Genomic DNA, 15,786 nt, shown 5'->3' on the forward strand with positions numbered 1-15,786 from the left:
TATTGGCAGGAGCCTGATCAAGGAGGAACCCATGTCACTCAATCGTAGTGCCGAACAAACCTACCGCCAGTGGTCGACCCCGATCCTGTTGGAACTCAAGGAGCGAGAACATCAGATGGACCCGTCAGACCGCCAGGCATTGAAAAACGTACTGTTGGAAAGAAGGCAGATCGATACCGGCAACCCGGCCGGCAGCGATCGCCGCAAGGCAGACCCAGCGTCCTGAAAAGCATCAGGCAACCACGATCAAGATAGAAATGAAGCAGAAACAAACAAGGGCTTGCATCCGCGTTCGCTTGCAAGCCCTTGATCCTCGATAACGCCGCGCTAGAACCACCCGCTACGATCATCATCCAGTTCCTGGCGACATTGCTTGAGCTGGGCGCTGTAGATCTCTGACTGCTTTTGTACTTTCTCGGCAACCTGCATCAGCCAAGGTTTGTTTCGATAGGTATTGCGGCTAAAGCCCCCACGCCCCTCGTGATACGCCAGGTACTGATTGTAGGTGTCCCATTTGGAGATTCCGAGCTGACGCTGGGTGCCAGTGGTGTACCAACCGATAAACATGATCGCGTCGTCGAAGCTGTCACGCGAACCACCGTTGCCCGTATTGTCCCTGTACTCACCCCACACTGGGTCTTGAGCCTGCGCATAACCGTAGGCCGAACTGACTCGCCCCCAGGGGATGACCCAGAGCAGGTAGTCACGAGGTGGCAATGCGTCCGCCACGTAGCTGCTTTCCTGCTTCATGATCGCCATGGCCACATGCAGAGGTGTCCCATATTCACTCTGCATTTGCAGCGAGTCCTCATACCAGTCGGGATACTCACGGTAGATACTGCAAAGATTGCCTTGGTCTTTTGGCGTCGTAGTCGTGCAACCCGTTAAAAACATAATCAACAAAGCCAACAGCAGAACTTGTCCTTGTTTCATTCATTACCCTCAAGAATAAGGGCATAGGTACCCTCCATTTACTGCAAGGAGCCTGAGTCAGGCAGGTGCAGGCAAAAACGTCAGAAGACATCCGGCTTGACCGCGTCACCCTTATCGAGAGGCTTCTTTGTAAGTCCCTGTTGCACGGCAACCTGACGCAAGCCCTGAGCTCTGATTGAATGCTCACAGCCGTGGGCGTGAGAACAGAGGCTGTACGCCAGATTTCGATCTAGAGCATTTTCTCCAGGCCGATCTTGTCACTGAGCCAGGCCTTGAAGCTGCGCCATATGCCGCCGGGCTCCTTACGCAAGGTATGCAGGCGATCGTCGTCCTCGGTGAGCCAGACGATTTCGCCGTTTTCCAGTCGGGCCTGGTAACTCATGGCCGGCGCCATGCCCTCAAGCGCCAGTTGGCGCACCTGGCCGGCCAGTTCGGGGCTATCGACCAGCACCCCGACTTCAGTGTTCCAGAATACTGAACGCGGGTCGAAATTGAACGAGCCGATGAACACTTTCTGCTTGTCCAGGATCATGGCCTTGGTGTGCAGGCTGGAATCCGAGCCACCACTGAAGCCAAACGAAGAGCTGCGGCCGGGATCGTCCGGCTGGCGCCGCAGCTCATAGAGTTTCACGTCATGTTCGAGCAGAGTCTTGCGATACGGTGCATAGCCGCCATGCACCGCCGGCACATCGGTGGCTTCCAGTGAGTTGGTCAGCAGGCGCACATCGACGCCGGCATCGGCACGCCCCAGCAGATAGTCCATGCCCGGCTTTTGCGGGACGAAATAAGCCGAGATCATGATCAACTCGTTATTGACGCCATCGAGTTCAGGCCGCAGTTGTGTGGCCATCAACAGCCCGCGGTCCGGTTCGCCGTCGGCCAGGACCTTGCTCGGAGCGTCCCACATAGCCTTGTTATGGGCCCAGATCAGTTGCTTGCGCCAGGTCTCGAATTGCGGTTGAGTCTGGTAGGTCATGAGATGGTTGTACAACACCTTGCTCTCGATGCGTGAAGTCTGGAGCGATTGCTCCAGGCGTTGACGGCTCTCGAGCAAGTCTTGTGCTGTTGGCTTGTGGAGCAGGAAGTCACTGATCGGCTGGCTCAAGGCACTGTTCCAGTACTGATCGAAGCTGTGCCCCAACTGCTCGGCGACTGGGCCGATGCACAGCAGGTCCATGTCGGTGAAGTTCAGATCCGGCTTGGCGTCGAAATATTCATCCCCCAGGTTACGTCCGCCGACGATGGCTGCACTGTTGTCGGCCAGCCACAGTTTGTTGTGCATGCGTCGGTGTTGTTGGGAAAGATCAAGCAGACGCCCCATGGTTCGAGTGACCACAGTGCTGCGCCCCAGCTGCAAAGGGTTGAAGACGCGGATATGGATGTTCGGGTGCACCGCCAGGGTAGCGATGACTTCTTCCTGGCCGTCGCTGGCCGTGTCATCGAGCAAGATGCGTATCCGTACGCCGCGATCTGCTGCCAGCAGCATTTCACGCACCAGCGCCCGGGTGCTCAGACCGTTATGCACGATGTAGTACTGCAGATCGACGGATTTCTGCGCATGGCGGATCAACTCGGCGCGCGCCCGGAATGCTTCACTGCTGTTGGGCAGCAAGCGAAAACCCGAGCGCCCCTCGTGCGCGGCGGCCTGAGCCTGGATCGAGCGCCCGAACGCCGAATCGCTGGCGGGTATCGCCTCGCTGAATTCGTGGGGCAAGCGCGTGGTGGCGCAGCCGACGAGCAGCAGCGCGAACAGCATGGCGCAGAGGAACCGGGACATGGGCAAGGACTGCTCCTCAACCTCGACGGGTGTGGTTTTGCACTCGGCATCCAGCCAGTACTGGCTGCCGAGAACATGCTGCCCTCGGTAATCTGCACGACTTGTTCCAGTAAAGCCCGTTTCAGGCAGCGTGTCGAAATTTCCCGGCAACTGCGCCCGGAGCATGAAACCGCCCCGGTGCCTCGTCGCGCTACTGATCCGACGGCAGATTCGCTACTATGTTTACCCGCCTTCCCTGTCTGCGGATTTATTCATTCTGGAGCCCGAATGCCTAGTCAAAAGGACATCGCCACCGAAAGCGGCGCACCGATGATCCCTGAACAGCGCCGTGAGTTGATGCTGCGACAGTTGCGCAAGCACCAGGTGCTGAGCGTTCATCAATTGATGGAAATGTTCGACTGCTCGCACATGACCATACGCCGCGACATCGCGTTGCTGGAGCAGGAAGGTCGTGCTTACTCGGTAACTGGTGGGGTGCGGATCGCCAGCCAGTTGCACAGTGAGCCCAGCCATCAGATCAAGGCGGTGGTCGAGTTACCGCAGAAGCAGGCCATGGCCAGGCTCGCTGCCCGGCTGCTGCATGCCGACATGACGATTTACCTGGATGCGGGAACCAGCACGCTGGAAATCGTCCCCTATATCAAGGCGCTGTCCGGCATGACCGTGGTGACCAATGACTTCGGCATTGTCCAGGCACTGATCGAAGCCCCCCATGTCACGGTGATTCATACCGGCGGGCAGCTGGATCACTCCAATCAATCGTGCGTGGGCGGCCTGGCGGTTGCCACCTTGCGTCAGGTGGTCACCGACATCGCGTTCATATCCACCAGCTCATGGGATTTGCGTCGCGGCCTCACCACGCCTTCGGCGCTGAAGGTGGAGGTCAAGCAAGCCGCGATGCAATCGGCTTCGCAAGTGGTGCTGGTGGCCAGCAGTTCGAAATATGGCACCTTCAGCATGTACAGGATTGCCGGGCTCGAGCAGTTCGACATCATCCTCAGCGACGACGCATTGACCGCTGCTGCGGCCGACGGCATCCGCAAGCAGGGTGTCGAACTGTTGCTGCCGGCTGACAACACACCGGCGTGAAACGACGGGCTCCTGCATCCAGTGGAGCCCGTCGCTACCCTCCCCTATAGCGCCCGCGCTTTCCAGTCGCGCAACCACTGCAAGCCGGCGGACGTATTGCCTCGCGGCCGATATTCGCACCCTACCCAGCCGTCATAACCCAACTGGTCGATCAGCTCGAACAGATAGGGATAATTGACTTCCCCCAAGTCCGGCTCATGCCGATCCGGCACGCCGGCGATCTGGATATGACCGATACCCTCGAAGTCGCGACGCAGTTTAGTCGCCAGGTCGCCCTCGACGATTTGGCAGTGGTAGCAGTCGAACTGAACCTTCAGGTTACTGGCGCCCACTTCCTTGCAGATGGCCTGGGCCTGATCCTGGCGGTTGAGGAAAAAGCCAGGCATGTCTCGCGTATTGATCGGTTCGAGCAATACGGTGACACCTGCCTTGGCCGCCTGGGCGGTGGCGTAGGCGAGGTTCTCCAGGTACACGCCGTGATGCCGCGGGCGATCGCTCTCCGACGGCAACAGCCCGGCCATCACATGGATGCGTGAATTGCCCAATACGCCGGCGTAATCCAGGGCACGATCAAAACCGCTACGAAATTCACTCTCCCGACCCGGCAACGACACCGTGCCCCGCTCCCCCTCAGCCCAATCACCGGGCGGCGCGTTGAACAGTGCCTGCACCAGGCCGTTGTCGCTCAAGCGTTGCTTGAGCTCTTCAGCGCGGTAGTCGTAGGGAAACAGATACTCCACCGCTTCGAAACCGTCAGCGGCCGCGGCGGCGAAGCGATCCAGAAACTCATGTTCCGGGTAGAGCATGCTGAGATTGGCAGCAAAACGAGGCATGGTAGCTCCTGAGATAAAGGGTTAGACAAAGGGCCAGATCAGCAGGGTAATACAGAAACCCAAGGTGCCGAGCAAGGTGGTCATCACTGTCCAGGTGCGCAGACCGTCGGCCACATTCAGGCCTGACAGCTTGGTGAAGATCCAGTAACCGGCATCATTGATATGGGACATGGCCAACCCGCCACCGCCCATGGCCAGGCACAGCAGGGCCATGTGGTTCGGGGTGAGGTTGAGGGTCGCAATCAGCGGGCTGATGATGCCGGCAGTGGTCACCAGCGCCACCGTGGTCGAGCCCTGCACCGCGCGCAACAGCATGGTCAGCACAAAGCCCAGGGCCAGCACCGGCAGACCGGTGGTGCGCAGCATGTCGGAGACCACGGCACCGATTCCGGTATCCACCAGCACCTTGCCGAATACGCCACCGGCACCGGCAATCAGGATCACCATGGCGACACCCGGCAAGGCCGACCCGATCACGTCAGACACCTGAGTGCGGCTCCAGCCCCGGCGCGAACCCAGCAGCCAGGCACACAGCAAGGTGTCGATCAGCAGCGCCACCAGCGGCGCACCGAGCACGGTCATGACGCCGCGAAGAGTCGATTCGGCAGGCAGCAACGAGGTAGACAGCGTCCCCAGCAGAATCAGAATGATCGGCAGCAGGATCAGGCTGACGATCAGGCCAAAACCCGGTGCGGGTGCCTGCGGCAGTTTGGAAACGATGCTGCTGACGGACTCTTCCAGGCCCATGTGTGATACGGCTTCAGCCGCTCGCTCAACGCTCTTGTCGTTGCCATTGGACCAGGCCGCCAGATCCTCGTTGGTGACATGCGGGCCATAGACCTCGGCACGAATGTCGTCGGTCATCGGGTAGGCCCGACGGGTCATGCGCCCGGCCACGCGGTAGCCGACATAGCAAAGGAACGCGGTGAGCGGCAACCCGAACATCAGCACGCGGCCCAGGTCCGCGCCCAATTGGCTGGCAGCGGCCACTGCACCCGGGTGCGGCGGCAGAAAGGCGTGCACGGTCAACAACGCAGCACACATCGGCAACGCAAACACCAGCAGCGGCTTGCGCGCACGCCGGGCAATACCATAGGCCAACGGCATGAGGATGATCACGCCGACCTCGAAGAATACCGGCACCCCGACCATGAAGCCGGCAATCGTCAACGCCAGGGGCGTACGCCGATTGCCGAAACGGGTGATCAGCGTCTTGGCCAGCGCCTCGGCACCGCCGGAAAGCTCGATGATCCGCCCGATCATCGCGCCCAGGGCAATGATGATTGCGATATGACCCAGGGTCTTGCCCATGCCGCCTTCGATGGTGGCAACCAGATCGGCCGGTTTCACCCCGGCCACCAGCGCCACCAGAATGCTCACCAGCATCAAGGCCACGAAGGGCTGGAACTTGTACTTGAGCACCAGGAACAACAACAGCGCGATGCCTGCCCCGGCGGTAATCATCAGGATTAACGGGCTCATTTCACAAACCCTCCACGCCGGGTAAATGAAAGGGTGCTGCCACTGGATCTGAACATGCCGCAGTGAAGGTGAGTCATGCTTGGATTTCCTGTTGTTATTGTTTTTTCAGGCATGCCGGGGCAGTCGAGAGTCCCTGTGCGTCTCCCGGGTAGTGCCTGTGTTATCGATCTGTCGTGTTAAGACAATGCGTTACCAGTGCGCACCAAAGGTTGTTCGCAGTTCGTCCAGCGCCACCTGATCCAGCGGTTCAGGCTTGGGATTGCTCATCAGCCAGAGCCGTGCGGTTTCCTCGAGTTCTTCCAGGGCGTAGCTGGCCCTGGAGACCGAACTCTCCCAGACCACCGGCCCCAGCCGTTCGAGCATCACGCCGCGAACGCTGTTGGCCAACAGGGCGACCTGTTCGGCAACCTTCGGCGAACCGGGTCGCTGGTAGGCAATCAACGGGATATGCCCGACTTTCATGACCTGATACGGCGTCAGTGGCGGCAGAATGTCGTCCGCCTGCCAGACACCGGCCAGCGTCAACGCCACCAGATGGGTGGAGTGGGTATGCACCACGCCGCCGACACTCGGGTTGCGGTCGTAGACCTGGCGATGCAACGCCAGCGTCTTTGAAGGCTTGTCACCGGACACCCATTCACCCGCCAGATTGACCTTGGCGATGGTTGCCGGATCGAGACGCCCGAGACACACATCCGTCGGCGTGATCAACCAGCCGTCATCCAGGCGTGCGCTGATATTGCCGGCGCTGCCGACGGTGTATCCGCGCTGGTAAAGGCTGCGGCCAACCTCGCAGATTTCTTCGCGCAGGGCGTTTTCGTTACTCACTGAGCACCTCCCGCGAGTTGGTTCAAGGCTTTGCTGAAGAAGTCGCGGCCACCGAAGTTGCCCGATTTGAGTGCCAGCGCCAAAGGTTCCTCGGTACTGCTGACGGTCGCCGGTACACCCGGATCAATCTGCGAGCCGATCTGCAACAGCTGTACACCCAGCGCCTGAACCACAGCACCCGAAGTTTCTCCGCCGGCGATCACGAAGCGGCGCACGCCACTCTGGCGCAAGCCCTGTGCAATTTCGCCAAAGGCGTTTTCCACCAGGCTACCGGCCTGCTCGACGCCCAGTTGCTGTTGCACCAACTTGACCACTTGCGGTGAGCTGGTGGCGTAGATCAATACGGTTTTCTCGTTATCACGGGCGAAGGCCAAGGCTTGCGCCACCACCGGTTCCCCTGCCGCCAAGGCCAACGGATCAATCCGCAAAGCCGGACGGCCGGCTTCGAGCCAGGCCGCAACCTGCCCATTGGTGGCGATCGAAGCACTACCGGCCAACACCACTTCCCCGCCGGACACCGCCGGAAGTTTCGAGGCGTCGAGGTCGCGCAACTTGCCTGCGCGACGGAAGTTTTCCGGCAGGCCGAGGGCCAGCCCCGAACCACCCGTCAACAACGGCAGATCGGCGCAGGCGGTACCCAGGGTGTACAGATCACTGTCCGACAACGCATCGGCGATGGCCATGCCGACACCTTGAGCCCTCAGCTCGGCGATTCGCGCCCGCACCTGCTCAGCGCCCAGGGCAATCGTGTCGTAGCGCAACAGGCCGACATTCAGACGGGTCTGCGATTGCAGGACGCGCACCAGATTGGCATCGGTCATTGGCGTCAGCGGATGGTTCTGCATGCCCGACTCGCTGAGCAATTGATCCTGCACAAACAAGTGACCGCGAAAGATCGTCCGGCCATTCTCCGGGAATGCCGGGCACGCAAGGGTAAAGTCGCTACCCAGTGCGGCCAGCAGTGCTTCGCTGACCTGGCCGATATTGCCGGCCGCGGTGGAGTCGAACGTCGAGCAATATTTGAAAAAGATTTGCTCGCAACCTTGTTCGCGTAACCAGGCCAGCGCGGCAAGTGACTGCTCGACGGCTTCGGCGACCGGCGTGGTACGCGACTTCAGGGCAATGACGATCGCATCAGCATCAAGCCCGGCCGCCACTTCCGCGCTCGGGATGCCAATGCTTTGCACGGTGCGCATACCGCCGCGTACCAGCATGTTGGCAAGGTCCGTGGCGCCGGTGAAATCGTCGGCGATGCAGCCCAGCAACGGGCGTGCGGTGGAGGTAGTCATGGGGTGTTCCTCAAACAGGCTCAGGCTTGGCAGTCGGCAATTCGATGCCCGGGAAAATCTTGATCACCGCCGAGTCGTCCTCACGGCCGAAGCCGGCACTGGACGCCTGCATGAACATCTGGTGAGCGGTGGCCGACAGCGGCAACGGGAATTTACTGGCCCGGGCGGTATCCAGCACCAGGCCCAGGTCCTTGACGAAAATATCCACGGCGGACAACGGCGTGTAGTCAGCCTTGAGAATGTGCGGCACGCGGTTTTCGAACATCCAGGAATTACCGGCGCTGTGGGTGATCACCTCATACAGCGCATCGGCATCGACCCCTTCACGCAGGCCCAGCGCCATGGCTTCGGCAGAAGCGGCAATATGCACCCCGGCGAGAAGCTGGTTGATGATCTTGACCTTCGAACCCAGGCCATGGACGTCACCCAGGCGATACACCTTGCCGGCCATGCCAGCCAGGATCGCCTCAGCCTTGGCGTAGGCGTCGGCCGGGCCCGAGGTCATCATGGTCATCTCGCCAGCGGCAGCCTTGGCCGCGCCACCGGAAATAGGTGCATCCAGATACTGCAGGCCCAACGCAGCCAGGCGCTGACCAAGGTCCACGGCGTAAGTCGGAGCAACTGTGGCGCAGCCGATCACCAGGCTGCCCGGCCGCAGAGAGGCCACGGCACCACCCTCACCAAACAATACGGTCTCGGTCTGCTCGGCGTTGACCACCACAGTGATGATCACGTCACACTCAGCGGCCATATGCGACGGTGACAGGCAAGCCACACCACCCTCCCCGGCGAACTGTTCTGTTACGGCAGTGCGCACATCACAGGCATGCACATTAAAACCGCTGCGCAACAATGAGCGGGCAATGCCCAGCCCCATCGCACCCAGACCGACTACACCGACATTCTTGTTATTCATGGGGTACTCCAGTGGAAAGCAGCGACTGCCGCCTGCGAGGCACAGACGTTGGCCGCGTTGTGAATAGGGCTAGACAGAATCAGCACCGTGCGGACCAACCAGCTGAGGGGCGCTGTGATTCAGGACGCGAGTCGGGTTCTCATTGAACATCAAGGCCATCCTGTTTTTGTCGTGTTATCAGGTTGTCATACCGGCTGGTACAGATCATCTACCAGTGATCCGATTATGTGAAGTATTTTTTATTAATAACATTTTTTAACATCGCTTTGTCGCGCAGGAACGCGATACGGCCTCCCTGCGGATTACAAGCGGTCGGGGCGCAAAGCGTGGCTCGTGCTGAGTGATGCGGGACTGGCTCGGGAGACCGGGAACAGGATTAGATCGACGCGCATGGTGGTCATGGATGCCGGGCAGCCGAAGACCACTGGCGTGCTCAGGAACAGGTTTTATGACGCTAGGGAGGAAGCCGTTAGCGGATTGCGGAAAGGATTTTTTGATTGCGGAAAAAACTAAGGGCCTGCATGAGGTATCTCACGCAAGCCCTTGATATTCATGGTGCCCGAAGTCGGAATCGAACCGGCACGCCCTTACGAGCGGGGGATTTTAAGTCCGCTCAATATCTTCATATAACTCAATAACTTAAACGAATATTCCTGCCTCAATTCTTTCCGAGGCACGCCGCCATAAGCCTTATACCTAGTGGTTTGAGATTTTTTTGCGGCATCTTCTCGAGGTCGTGTCGAGATATGGCAAAAATCAGGACATACGTTCTGTAACACGATGAATTACAGGTTGATTTTCAGGTTCTTACTTTCTGGTCATCCACCGTCTGGCTAGATGTCTACTTCAGCGCCAAGTCCAGGCCGGGGTCCATGACGCTCTATAATTTAGTGTAGGGGGACCGTCGGAGGTGGCGCTATGCGTATCTTCAAGCAGCCCTGCTCCTGATCGCAGGGCTTTTGGCAAGCAGCCTCTCCCTGGAGGCAACCAGCGGTGGCAGCCCAGGTCAAAATCCTCACCCGGCTTTTATGGTCAGTGGGCAGCCACAGCAATGCGGGCAATTCCACCATTCCCACACGGGCCCGTTTCATATGGGAAACCGGCATTTCGTACCAATGAACAACCAGCATTTCGTACCAATGGATAACCGACACTTCATACCGATCCACCGGATGGACAGCTTCAAGGTGATCAGGGGGCCCGGGGTCAGCGATCAGCCCTTCGGTTCCAGGCACGTTCACTTTGTGCGCCACTTCGATCCGCGGACGGGGCAGTTTCTGAGTCAACCGGCAACATCCGGGAGGTAATGGACCAACTTGGTCACACCACCGTAGTGATGACTGAGCAATACATCCGCAACCGCAAAGGGAAGAAGGTGACGTCTACAAAACAGGAATTGCGGCAAGAAAAAACTAAGGGCCTGCATGAGGTATCTCATGCAAGCCCTTGATATTCGTGGTGCCCGAAGCCGGAATCGAACCGGCACGCCCTTACGAGCGGGGGATTTTAAGTCCCATGCGTCTACCAGTTTCGCCATTCGGGCGGTAGCGCGGTGAAGCGTCCAGGTTTTGCCAGACAACGATCCGGCAGTTCTGACGCTTGTGCAGCAGAGGTGGAAATATATACATCCCGCCCCGGTGAAGCAAGTTCGCAAATACCCTTTTCAAGACTAAATCTTGCAGGCCATTGCAAATAAAAAAGCTCCGTAAATCATAGATCTACGGAGCTTGTTTATTAGTGGAGGCCGAGGTCGGAATCGAACCGGCGTAGGCGGATTTGCAATCCGCTGCATAACCATTTTGCTACTCGGCCTCAAAACATTTGCTGTCAGTAGCTCGACATCAAATGCGTACAAACTTGGAGCGGGAAACGAGACTCGAACTCGCGACCCCGACCTTGGCAAGGTCGTGCTCTACCAACTGAGCTATTCCCGCGTCTTGGTGTGGCGCATTCTATAGAATCCAGAAGCCCCGTCAACCCCTTGATTCAAAAAAGTTTTATTTCTTTTCAACGTCGGTCTTCAGATGTGGCCAGGCAGCCCGCAGGTACTGGACCATCGACCACAAAGTCAGGCCAGCCGACACCATCAGCAAGGTGTAGCCCAGCAAGACCCAGAAACTGAAATCCTTGGGATTGGCCAGCAGGATCACCAGCGCCAGCATTTGCGCGGCGGTTTTCCATTTGCCCAGGTTCGATACGGCGACGTGGGCACGAGCGCCCAGTTCGGCCATCCATTCGCGCAGTGCCGAGACGACAATCTCACGACCGATGATCACGGCGGCTGGCAGCGTGAGCCACAGGTTTCCGTGTTCCTGCACCAACAGGACCAATGCAACCGCAACCATCAGCTTGTCGGCAACCGGATCGAGGAAAGCCCCGAACGGTGTGCTTTGTTCCAGGCGGCGGGCCAGATACCCGTCCAGCCAGTCGGTCGCGGCAGCGAATGCGAAGACCGAGGCGGAGGCCATGTAGCTCCACTGGTAAGGCAGGTAGAACAGCAAAATGAAGATCGGTATGAGCAGAACGCGTAGAACGGTAATCAGATTAGGGATATTCATCGGCACAACTGGCTACGAGGTGAGGGGGCATTCTACTCGCTGTGCAGATTTGCATAAATCAACTCTGCGAGCTTTTTACTGATCCCGGGGGCTTTGGCAATTTCTTCGATGCTTGCACGAGACAGCTCCTGCAATCCACCAAAATGTTTCAACAAATCACGCCGACGTGTGGGTCCGACGCCAGCGACGCCTTCCAGTGTAGACGTCCGGCGGGTTTTTCCACGCCGGGCGCGGTGCCCGGTAATGGCAAACCGGTGGGCTTCGTCGCGAATCTGCTGGATCAGGTGCAGCGCGGGCGAATCGCCGCGCAAGGTGAACTCATGTGCAGCGTCGTTCAGGTACAGGGTTTCGAAACCGGCCTTGCGCGTTGCACCTTTCGCCACACCCAGCAGAATCAGGTCAGGCACGGCCAGTTCATCGAGCACGTCGCGGGCCATGGACAACTGACCTTTACCGCCGTCCACCAGCAGGATATCCGGCAGCTTGCCCTCCCCGTCCTTCAGTTTGCTGAAGCGTCGGGTCAGCGCCTGGTGCATCGCCGCGTAATCATCGCCGGGCGTAACGCCCTCGATGTTGTACCGGCGGTAATCGGCCTTGATCGGACCTTCGGGGCCGAAGACCACGCAGGACGCCACCGTCGCCTCGCCGCTGGAGTGACTGATGTCGTAGCACTCAAGTCTCTGTGGAGGCTCATCCAGCTTCAGCACCTCGGCCAGCGCATCGAAACGCGCCGTAATGTGCTGACGATTCGCCAGGCGCGCACTCAGTGCCTGCTCGGCATTGGTCACCGCCAATTGCTGCCAGCGCGCCCGCGTACCCCGCACGCGATGGCTGATGGTCAGTTCACGACCGCGCAACTCGTCGATGGCGGCGATCAGTGTAGGAAAGTCATCGTGGACCACATTGACGATCAGTTCGCTGGGCAAGTCGCGTTCAGGGCTGCTGATGAAGTACTGACCGAGAAACGCGGCCATGACTTCAGAAACGTCTTCCTCAATACCGACCTGAGGAAAGAAGTTCTTGCTTCCCAGTACCCGCCCGCCCCGCACGCTGATCAAGTGAACACAGGCGCCACCCGGGTTGACGAAAGCGGCAATCACATCGACGTCCCCGGTCCCGCCTTCCATGCTCTGTTGATCCTGGACCCGGCGCAGTAACGCAATCTGGTCCCGCAACTCGGCTGCTCGTTCGAATTCGAGATTGATCGCCGCCTCTTCCATCCCGGCGGATAACTCGTCGGTCAGTGCATTGCTGCGACCTTCAAGAAACATCACCGAATGGCGCACGTCTTCGGCGTACACCTGGGGCTCCACCAGCCCGACACAGGGCGCCTTGCAGCGTTTGATCTGGTATTGCAGGCAAGGGCGCGTGCGGTTCTTGTAATAACTGTCTTCGCATTGCCGAACGAAAAACGTCTTTTGCAGCAGGCTCAGGCTTTCGCGGATCGCACCGGCGCTCGGGTAAGGCCCGAAGTACTTGCCCTTGGCCTTTTTCGCGCCGCGATGAATGCTCAGGCGCGGAAACTCTCCGTCGGAGAGAAAGACGTAGGGGTAGGATTTATCGTCGCGCAGCAGGATGTTATAGGGCGGGCGCCATTCCTTGATCAGCGTCTGCTCAAGCAACAAGGCTTCGGTTTCGTTGGCGGTGATCGTCGTCTCGACCTGGGCGATACGCGCTACCAGTGCGGCGGTCTTGGGGGCAAGCCCGGTCTTGCGAAAGTAACTCGACAGGCGATTTTTGAGGTTCTTCGCCTTGCCGACATAGAGCAACCGCGCTTCGCTGTCGAACATGCGGTACACGCCAGGGCGCCCGCTAACGGTCGACAGAAAGGCGCTCGGATCAAAGGTGTCGTTCATTTTCAGAGGCTGGCGTCGACCATGCCATGACGAACCGCCAACAGCGTCAACTCGACATCACTGCTGATCGAAAGCTTTTCGAAGATGCGGTAACGGTAGGTGTTCACGGTTTTCGGGGACAGGCACAATTTGTCGGAAATGATCTGTACTTTCTGGCAGCCGACGATCATCAGCGCGATCTGGATTTCCCGCTCCGACAAGGCATCGAAAGGCGAATCGTTGGTGGGCTGGAAGGACTTGATCGCCAGTTGCTGGGCAATTTGCGGGCTGATGTAGCGTTGCCCGGCGAACACCAGGCGGATGGCCTGGACCATTTCCGGCAAACCTGCCCCCTTGGTCAGGTACCCGGCCGCACCGGCCTGCAACAACCGCGTCGGAAACGGGTCCTCCTCACACACGGTCACCGCGACGACCTTGATATCCGGATGACTGCGCAATAATTTGCGAGTGGCTTCAAGGCCGCCGATACCCGGCATCTTGACGTCCATCAGCACCACATCGGGTTTCAGCTCACGCGCCTTGAGCAGGGATTCCTCACCTGACTCGGCCTGGCCGACTACTTGCAGGCCATCGATGTCAGCCAGCATTCGTGTAATGCCTGTACGAACGAGATCATGGTCATCGACTACTAGCACCCTAATCAAGCAGACACCTCGCGATATGGTCTTATTGGGTTGCCAGACACCTTAGCAAAAAGCATCTGGCAGACCTAGCGGAAAGCGTCAGATTAAAAGTTTCAATTCATCTTGAAAGGCTTGTCGCAAGCGTGTTGCAGCGATCCAGGCCGGGGATATCCAGCTGCATCCTCAGGAAACACTCGTCCTTGCCTACCACCCTCAATCCCTTGCGCTCGTACAACGTTCGCGCCGGGTTGTTTTCGAAAACCGTCAGGCGCAACGCCGGGCGCCGCTCCTGGCGCGCCAGTGCCAGTACCTGATCGATCGCCCAGGATCCGGCGCCCTGCCCACGAAACGCTTCGACGATATGCAATTCGCGGATATACAAGGCTCTGGCGTCACGGCTCAGGCTGACATAACCCAGCACGTTGTCGCCCGATGCAATCACGCGGTTGTCCCGCCCGGCCCAGGCCACGTCAAACGCTTCGTCCTGCCACAACAGGTCATGCTGTATGTAGTATCGCAGCATGCCTCTACAGGTCAGTTCGCGGACGAATTCGAGGTTATCCTGTGTTGCCGGGCGCCATTGGCGCTCCATCATTCCAGCTCCACCGCCAATACCTCCCCGGTCCAGCCCAAGGGATTACGCCGGGCAACCACCATCAGGTTGCCAGTACCGGAGGCGGCCGCAATCAGCGAACCGTCCGGCGCCCACACTGCGCTACGTCCTGCCGACTCCCAACCGCCCGTTGCACCGCCATGGTTGGCCATCAACACCACCATCGAATGGCCAGCAGCGTAGCCCTGCAACAAGGCGGTATCCGGGTCGTAACCTTTTGCCGTGATCAGCACACCAGCGGCATATATGCCAGCGCCTTTCAGTGCAGCCATGGCCGCATGATCGGCATGGTTGAAATCGGCGCACACTGCCAACGCAATCGTGTCGGCACCAATTGTCAGCGGCTCGCCCCCCGTTCCCGGCGCAAACGCCTCCTCCTCCCCCGGATGCAGATGCTGTTTGCTGTAGACCCCGAGAGAGCCATCGGCGCCGAGTATCAGCGCGCCAATCAGCACCGGCGATGTGTCCGTCAGCCGAATCGGCATGCCGACGACGGCCGTCACGCCGACTTCCCGGGCAAAATCACGTAGCGGCTGAAGTACGGCCGCGTCCGGCGCAATCGCCAATTGCGCCGCAAGCCCCCGTTCGTAGCCGGTCAGCGACAATTCAGGGAACACCAGCAATTGCACGCCCTGCTCCGCAGCCGCCTGCATGAAACGTTGATGTCGGGCGATATTGCCGGCGAGATCTCCAGCGATGGAGATCGATTGGGCAGCGGCGAGGGTGAGTGCCGTCATGGTGCGTCCTTGTGACGATGTGTTTTTTATTGAGGCGCAGAGTGTGTCACAACCTTCCGAGCGCTCAAGCGATAGAAAGCGCCGTCGTTAGCCGATAGCATTTTCTGATTGAATGTGCGTACCGGCCTCTAGTAAGCTCGGACCATCCATCGGAGACAGACCATGTTCAACGCCCTCTTACAGCTTCGTACCGCCAGCGCCCCGCGCTCGGTTGCGGCTGCCCGGGTGAACGACGGTTGTGCTCCGGTCAGC

At 59.1% G+C, this 15,786-nt stretch carries 14 protein-coding genes, 3 tRNA genes and 1 pseudogene; 3 read left to right on the forward strand and 15 right to left on the reverse strand.

Annotation, left to right across the window (positions count from 1 at the left end; genetic code table 11):
• Positions 1-31 precede the first annotated feature (31 nt).
• On the forward strand, positions 32-226 hold the full coding sequence (locus AABM52_RS16465; protein ID WP_347906883.1) for a hypothetical protein: 195 nt from the start codon (positions 32-34) through the stop codon (positions 224-226).
• Positions 227-327: 101 nt separating this feature from the next.
• On the opposite strand, the gene AABM52_RS16470 is transcribed toward AABM52_RS16465, so the two are convergent.
• Together AABM52_RS16470 and AABM52_RS16475 are read right to left on the reverse strand one after the other, a co-directional pair.
• Positions 328-933 (reverse strand): hypothetical protein, encoded by a 606-nt coding sequence (locus AABM52_RS16470; protein ID WP_347906885.1) that lies wholly within the window; start codon positions 931-933, stop codon positions 328-330.
• A gap of 229 nt (positions 934-1,162) precedes the next feature.
• Positions 1,163-2,710 carry a phospholipase D family protein gene (locus tag AABM52_RS16475; protein ID WP_347906887.1) on the reverse strand — a complete coding sequence of 516 codons (1,548 nt, stop codon included), beginning with the start codon at positions 2,708-2,710 and terminating at the stop codon, positions 1,163-1,165.
• 267 nt (positions 2,711-2,977) lie between these two features.
• Between AABM52_RS16475 and AABM52_RS16480 the strand changes: the two genes are divergently transcribed.
• Entirely contained in the window at positions 2,978-3,799 is an 822-nt protein-coding gene (locus AABM52_RS16480) for a DeoR/GlpR family DNA-binding transcription regulator (RefSeq protein ID WP_347906888.1), read from the forward strand.
• Between the two features lie 44 nt (positions 3,800-3,843).
• Here the strand turns inward: AABM52_RS16480 and otnI are convergent, their stop codons facing one another.
• The 5 genes from otnI to ltnD form a co-directional block, all read right to left on the reverse strand.
• Positions 3,844-4,632, reverse strand: coding sequence for a 2-oxo-tetronate isomerase (gene otnI, locus AABM52_RS16485; RefSeq protein WP_347906889.1), 789 nt, complete (start codon positions 4,630-4,632; stop codon positions 3,844-3,846).
• A gap of 21 nt (positions 4,633-4,653) precedes the next feature.
• On the reverse strand, positions 4,654-6,114 hold the full coding sequence (locus AABM52_RS16490; RefSeq protein WP_347906890.1) for an SLC13 family permease: 1,461 nt from the start codon (positions 6,112-6,114) through the stop codon (positions 4,654-4,656).
• A gap of 189 nt (positions 6,115-6,303) precedes the next feature.
• Entirely contained in the window at positions 6,304-6,942 is a 639-nt protein-coding gene (locus tag AABM52_RS16495) for an aldolase (protein ID WP_347906892.1), read from the reverse strand.
• A complete protein-coding gene (gene otnK / locus AABM52_RS16500) occupies positions 6,939-8,231 on the reverse strand; it encodes a 3-oxo-tetronate kinase (RefSeq protein ID WP_347906894.1) in 1,293 nt (430 codons plus the stop codon). The genes AABM52_RS16495 and otnK overlap by 4 nt, the downstream gene beginning before the upstream one ends.
• Positions 8,232-8,241: 10 nt before the next feature.
• Positions 8,242-9,147, reverse strand: coding sequence for an L-threonate dehydrogenase (gene ltnD, locus AABM52_RS16505; protein ID WP_347906895.1), 906 nt, complete (start codon positions 9,145-9,147; stop codon positions 8,242-8,244).
• A gap of 1,276 nt (positions 9,148-10,423) precedes the next feature.
• Here ltnD and AABM52_RS16510 point away from each other — a divergent pair.
• Positions 10,424-10,537 (forward strand): annotated as a pseudogene (locus tag AABM52_RS16510) (integrase); the annotation flags it as partial.
• 66 nt (positions 10,538-10,603) lie between these two features.
• On the opposite strand, the gene AABM52_RS16515 reads toward AABM52_RS16510, so the two are convergent.
• The 8 genes from AABM52_RS16515 to AABM52_RS16550 form a co-directional block, all read right to left on the reverse strand.
• A tRNA-Leu gene (locus tag AABM52_RS16515) sits at positions 10,604-10,690 on the reverse strand.
• Between the two features lie 195 nt (positions 10,691-10,885).
• Positions 10,886-10,959, reverse strand: a tRNA-Cys gene (locus AABM52_RS16520).
• Between the two features lie 46 nt (positions 10,960-11,005).
• Positions 11,006-11,081, reverse strand: a tRNA-Gly gene (locus AABM52_RS16525).
• 63 nt (positions 11,082-11,144) lie between these two features.
• The gene (gene pgsA, locus AABM52_RS16530) at positions 11,145-11,705 is read right to left on the reverse strand and encodes a CDP-diacylglycerol--glycerol-3-phosphate 3-phosphatidyltransferase (protein ID WP_008051977.1); all 561 of its coding nucleotides are present in this window, start codon (positions 11,703-11,705) and stop codon (positions 11,145-11,147) included.
• 32 nt (positions 11,706-11,737) lie between these two features.
• Complete coding sequence (gene uvrC, locus AABM52_RS16535) at positions 11,738-13,561, reverse strand: excinuclease ABC subunit UvrC (protein WP_347906897.1); 1,824 nt, start codon at positions 13,559-13,561, stop codon at positions 11,738-11,740.
• A gap of 2 nt (positions 13,562-13,563) precedes the next feature.
• Entirely contained in the window at positions 13,564-14,205 is a 642-nt protein-coding gene (gene uvrY, locus AABM52_RS16540) for a UvrY/SirA/GacA family response regulator transcription factor (protein ID WP_008015884.1), read from the reverse strand.
• 97 nt (positions 14,206-14,302) lie between these two features.
• The gene (locus AABM52_RS16545) at positions 14,303-14,776 is read right to left on the reverse strand and encodes a GNAT family N-acetyltransferase (protein WP_347912639.1); all 474 of its coding nucleotides are present in this window, start codon (positions 14,774-14,776) and stop codon (positions 14,303-14,305) included.
• Positions 14,776-15,534: a carbon-nitrogen hydrolase family protein gene (locus tag AABM52_RS16550; RefSeq protein WP_347906899.1), complete on the reverse strand. Its 759-nt coding sequence runs from the start codon at positions 15,532-15,534 to the stop codon at positions 14,776-14,778. Before AABM52_RS16550 ends, AABM52_RS16545 begins: the two co-directional genes overlap by 1 nt.
• Between the last annotated feature and the right edge of the window lie 252 nt (positions 15,535-15,786).

This window comes from Pseudomonas grandcourensis (assembly GCF_039909015.1).
GTDB lineage: Bacteria > Pseudomonadota > Gammaproteobacteria > Pseudomonadales > Pseudomonadaceae > Aquipseudomonas > Aquipseudomonas grandcourensis.

Excerpts from the sequence above, each read along its gene's own strand:
- AABM52_RS16465 (WP_347906883.1), top strand. The coding sequence starts at position 32 with ATGTCACTCAATCGTAGTGCCGAACAAACCTACCGCCAGTGGTCGACC.
- AABM52_RS16470 (WP_347906885.1), bottom strand. The coding sequence starts at position 933 with ATGAAACAAGGACAAGTTCTGCTGTTGGCTTTGTTGATTATGTTTTTA.
- AABM52_RS16475 (WP_347906887.1), bottom strand. The coding sequence starts at position 2,710 with ATGTCCCGGTTCCTCTGCGCCATGCTGTTCGCGCTGCTGCTCGTCGGC.
- AABM52_RS16480 (WP_347906888.1), top strand. The coding sequence starts at position 2,978 with ATGCCTAGTCAAAAGGACATCGCCACCGAAAGCGGCGCACCGATGATC.
- otnI (WP_347906889.1), bottom strand. The coding sequence starts at position 4,632 with ATGCCTCGTTTTGCTGCCAATCTCAGCATGCTCTACCCGGAACATGAG.
- AABM52_RS16490 (WP_347906890.1), bottom strand. The coding sequence starts at position 6,114 with ATGAGCCCGTTAATCCTGATGATTACCGCCGGGGCAGGCATCGCGCTG.
- otnK (WP_347906894.1), bottom strand. The coding sequence starts at position 8,231 with ATGACTACCTCCACCGCACGCCCGTTGCTGGGCTGCATCGCCGACGAT.
- ltnD (WP_347906895.1), bottom strand. The coding sequence starts at position 9,147 with ATGAATAACAAGAATGTCGGTGTAGTCGGTCTGGGTGCGATGGGGCTG.
- pgsA (WP_008051977.1), bottom strand. The coding sequence starts at position 11,705 with ATGAATATCCCTAATCTGATTACCGTTCTACGCGTTCTGCTCATACCG.
- uvrC (WP_347906897.1), bottom strand. The coding sequence starts at position 13,561 with ATGAACGACACCTTTGATCCGAGCGCCTTTCTGTCGACCGTTAGCGGG.
- AABM52_RS16545 (WP_347912639.1), bottom strand. The coding sequence starts at position 14,776 with ATGGAGCGCCAATGGCGCCCGGCAACACAGGATAACCTCGAATTCGTC.
- AABM52_RS16550 (WP_347906899.1), bottom strand. The coding sequence starts at position 15,534 with ATGACGGCACTCACCCTCGCCGCTGCCCAATCGATCTCCATCGCTGGA.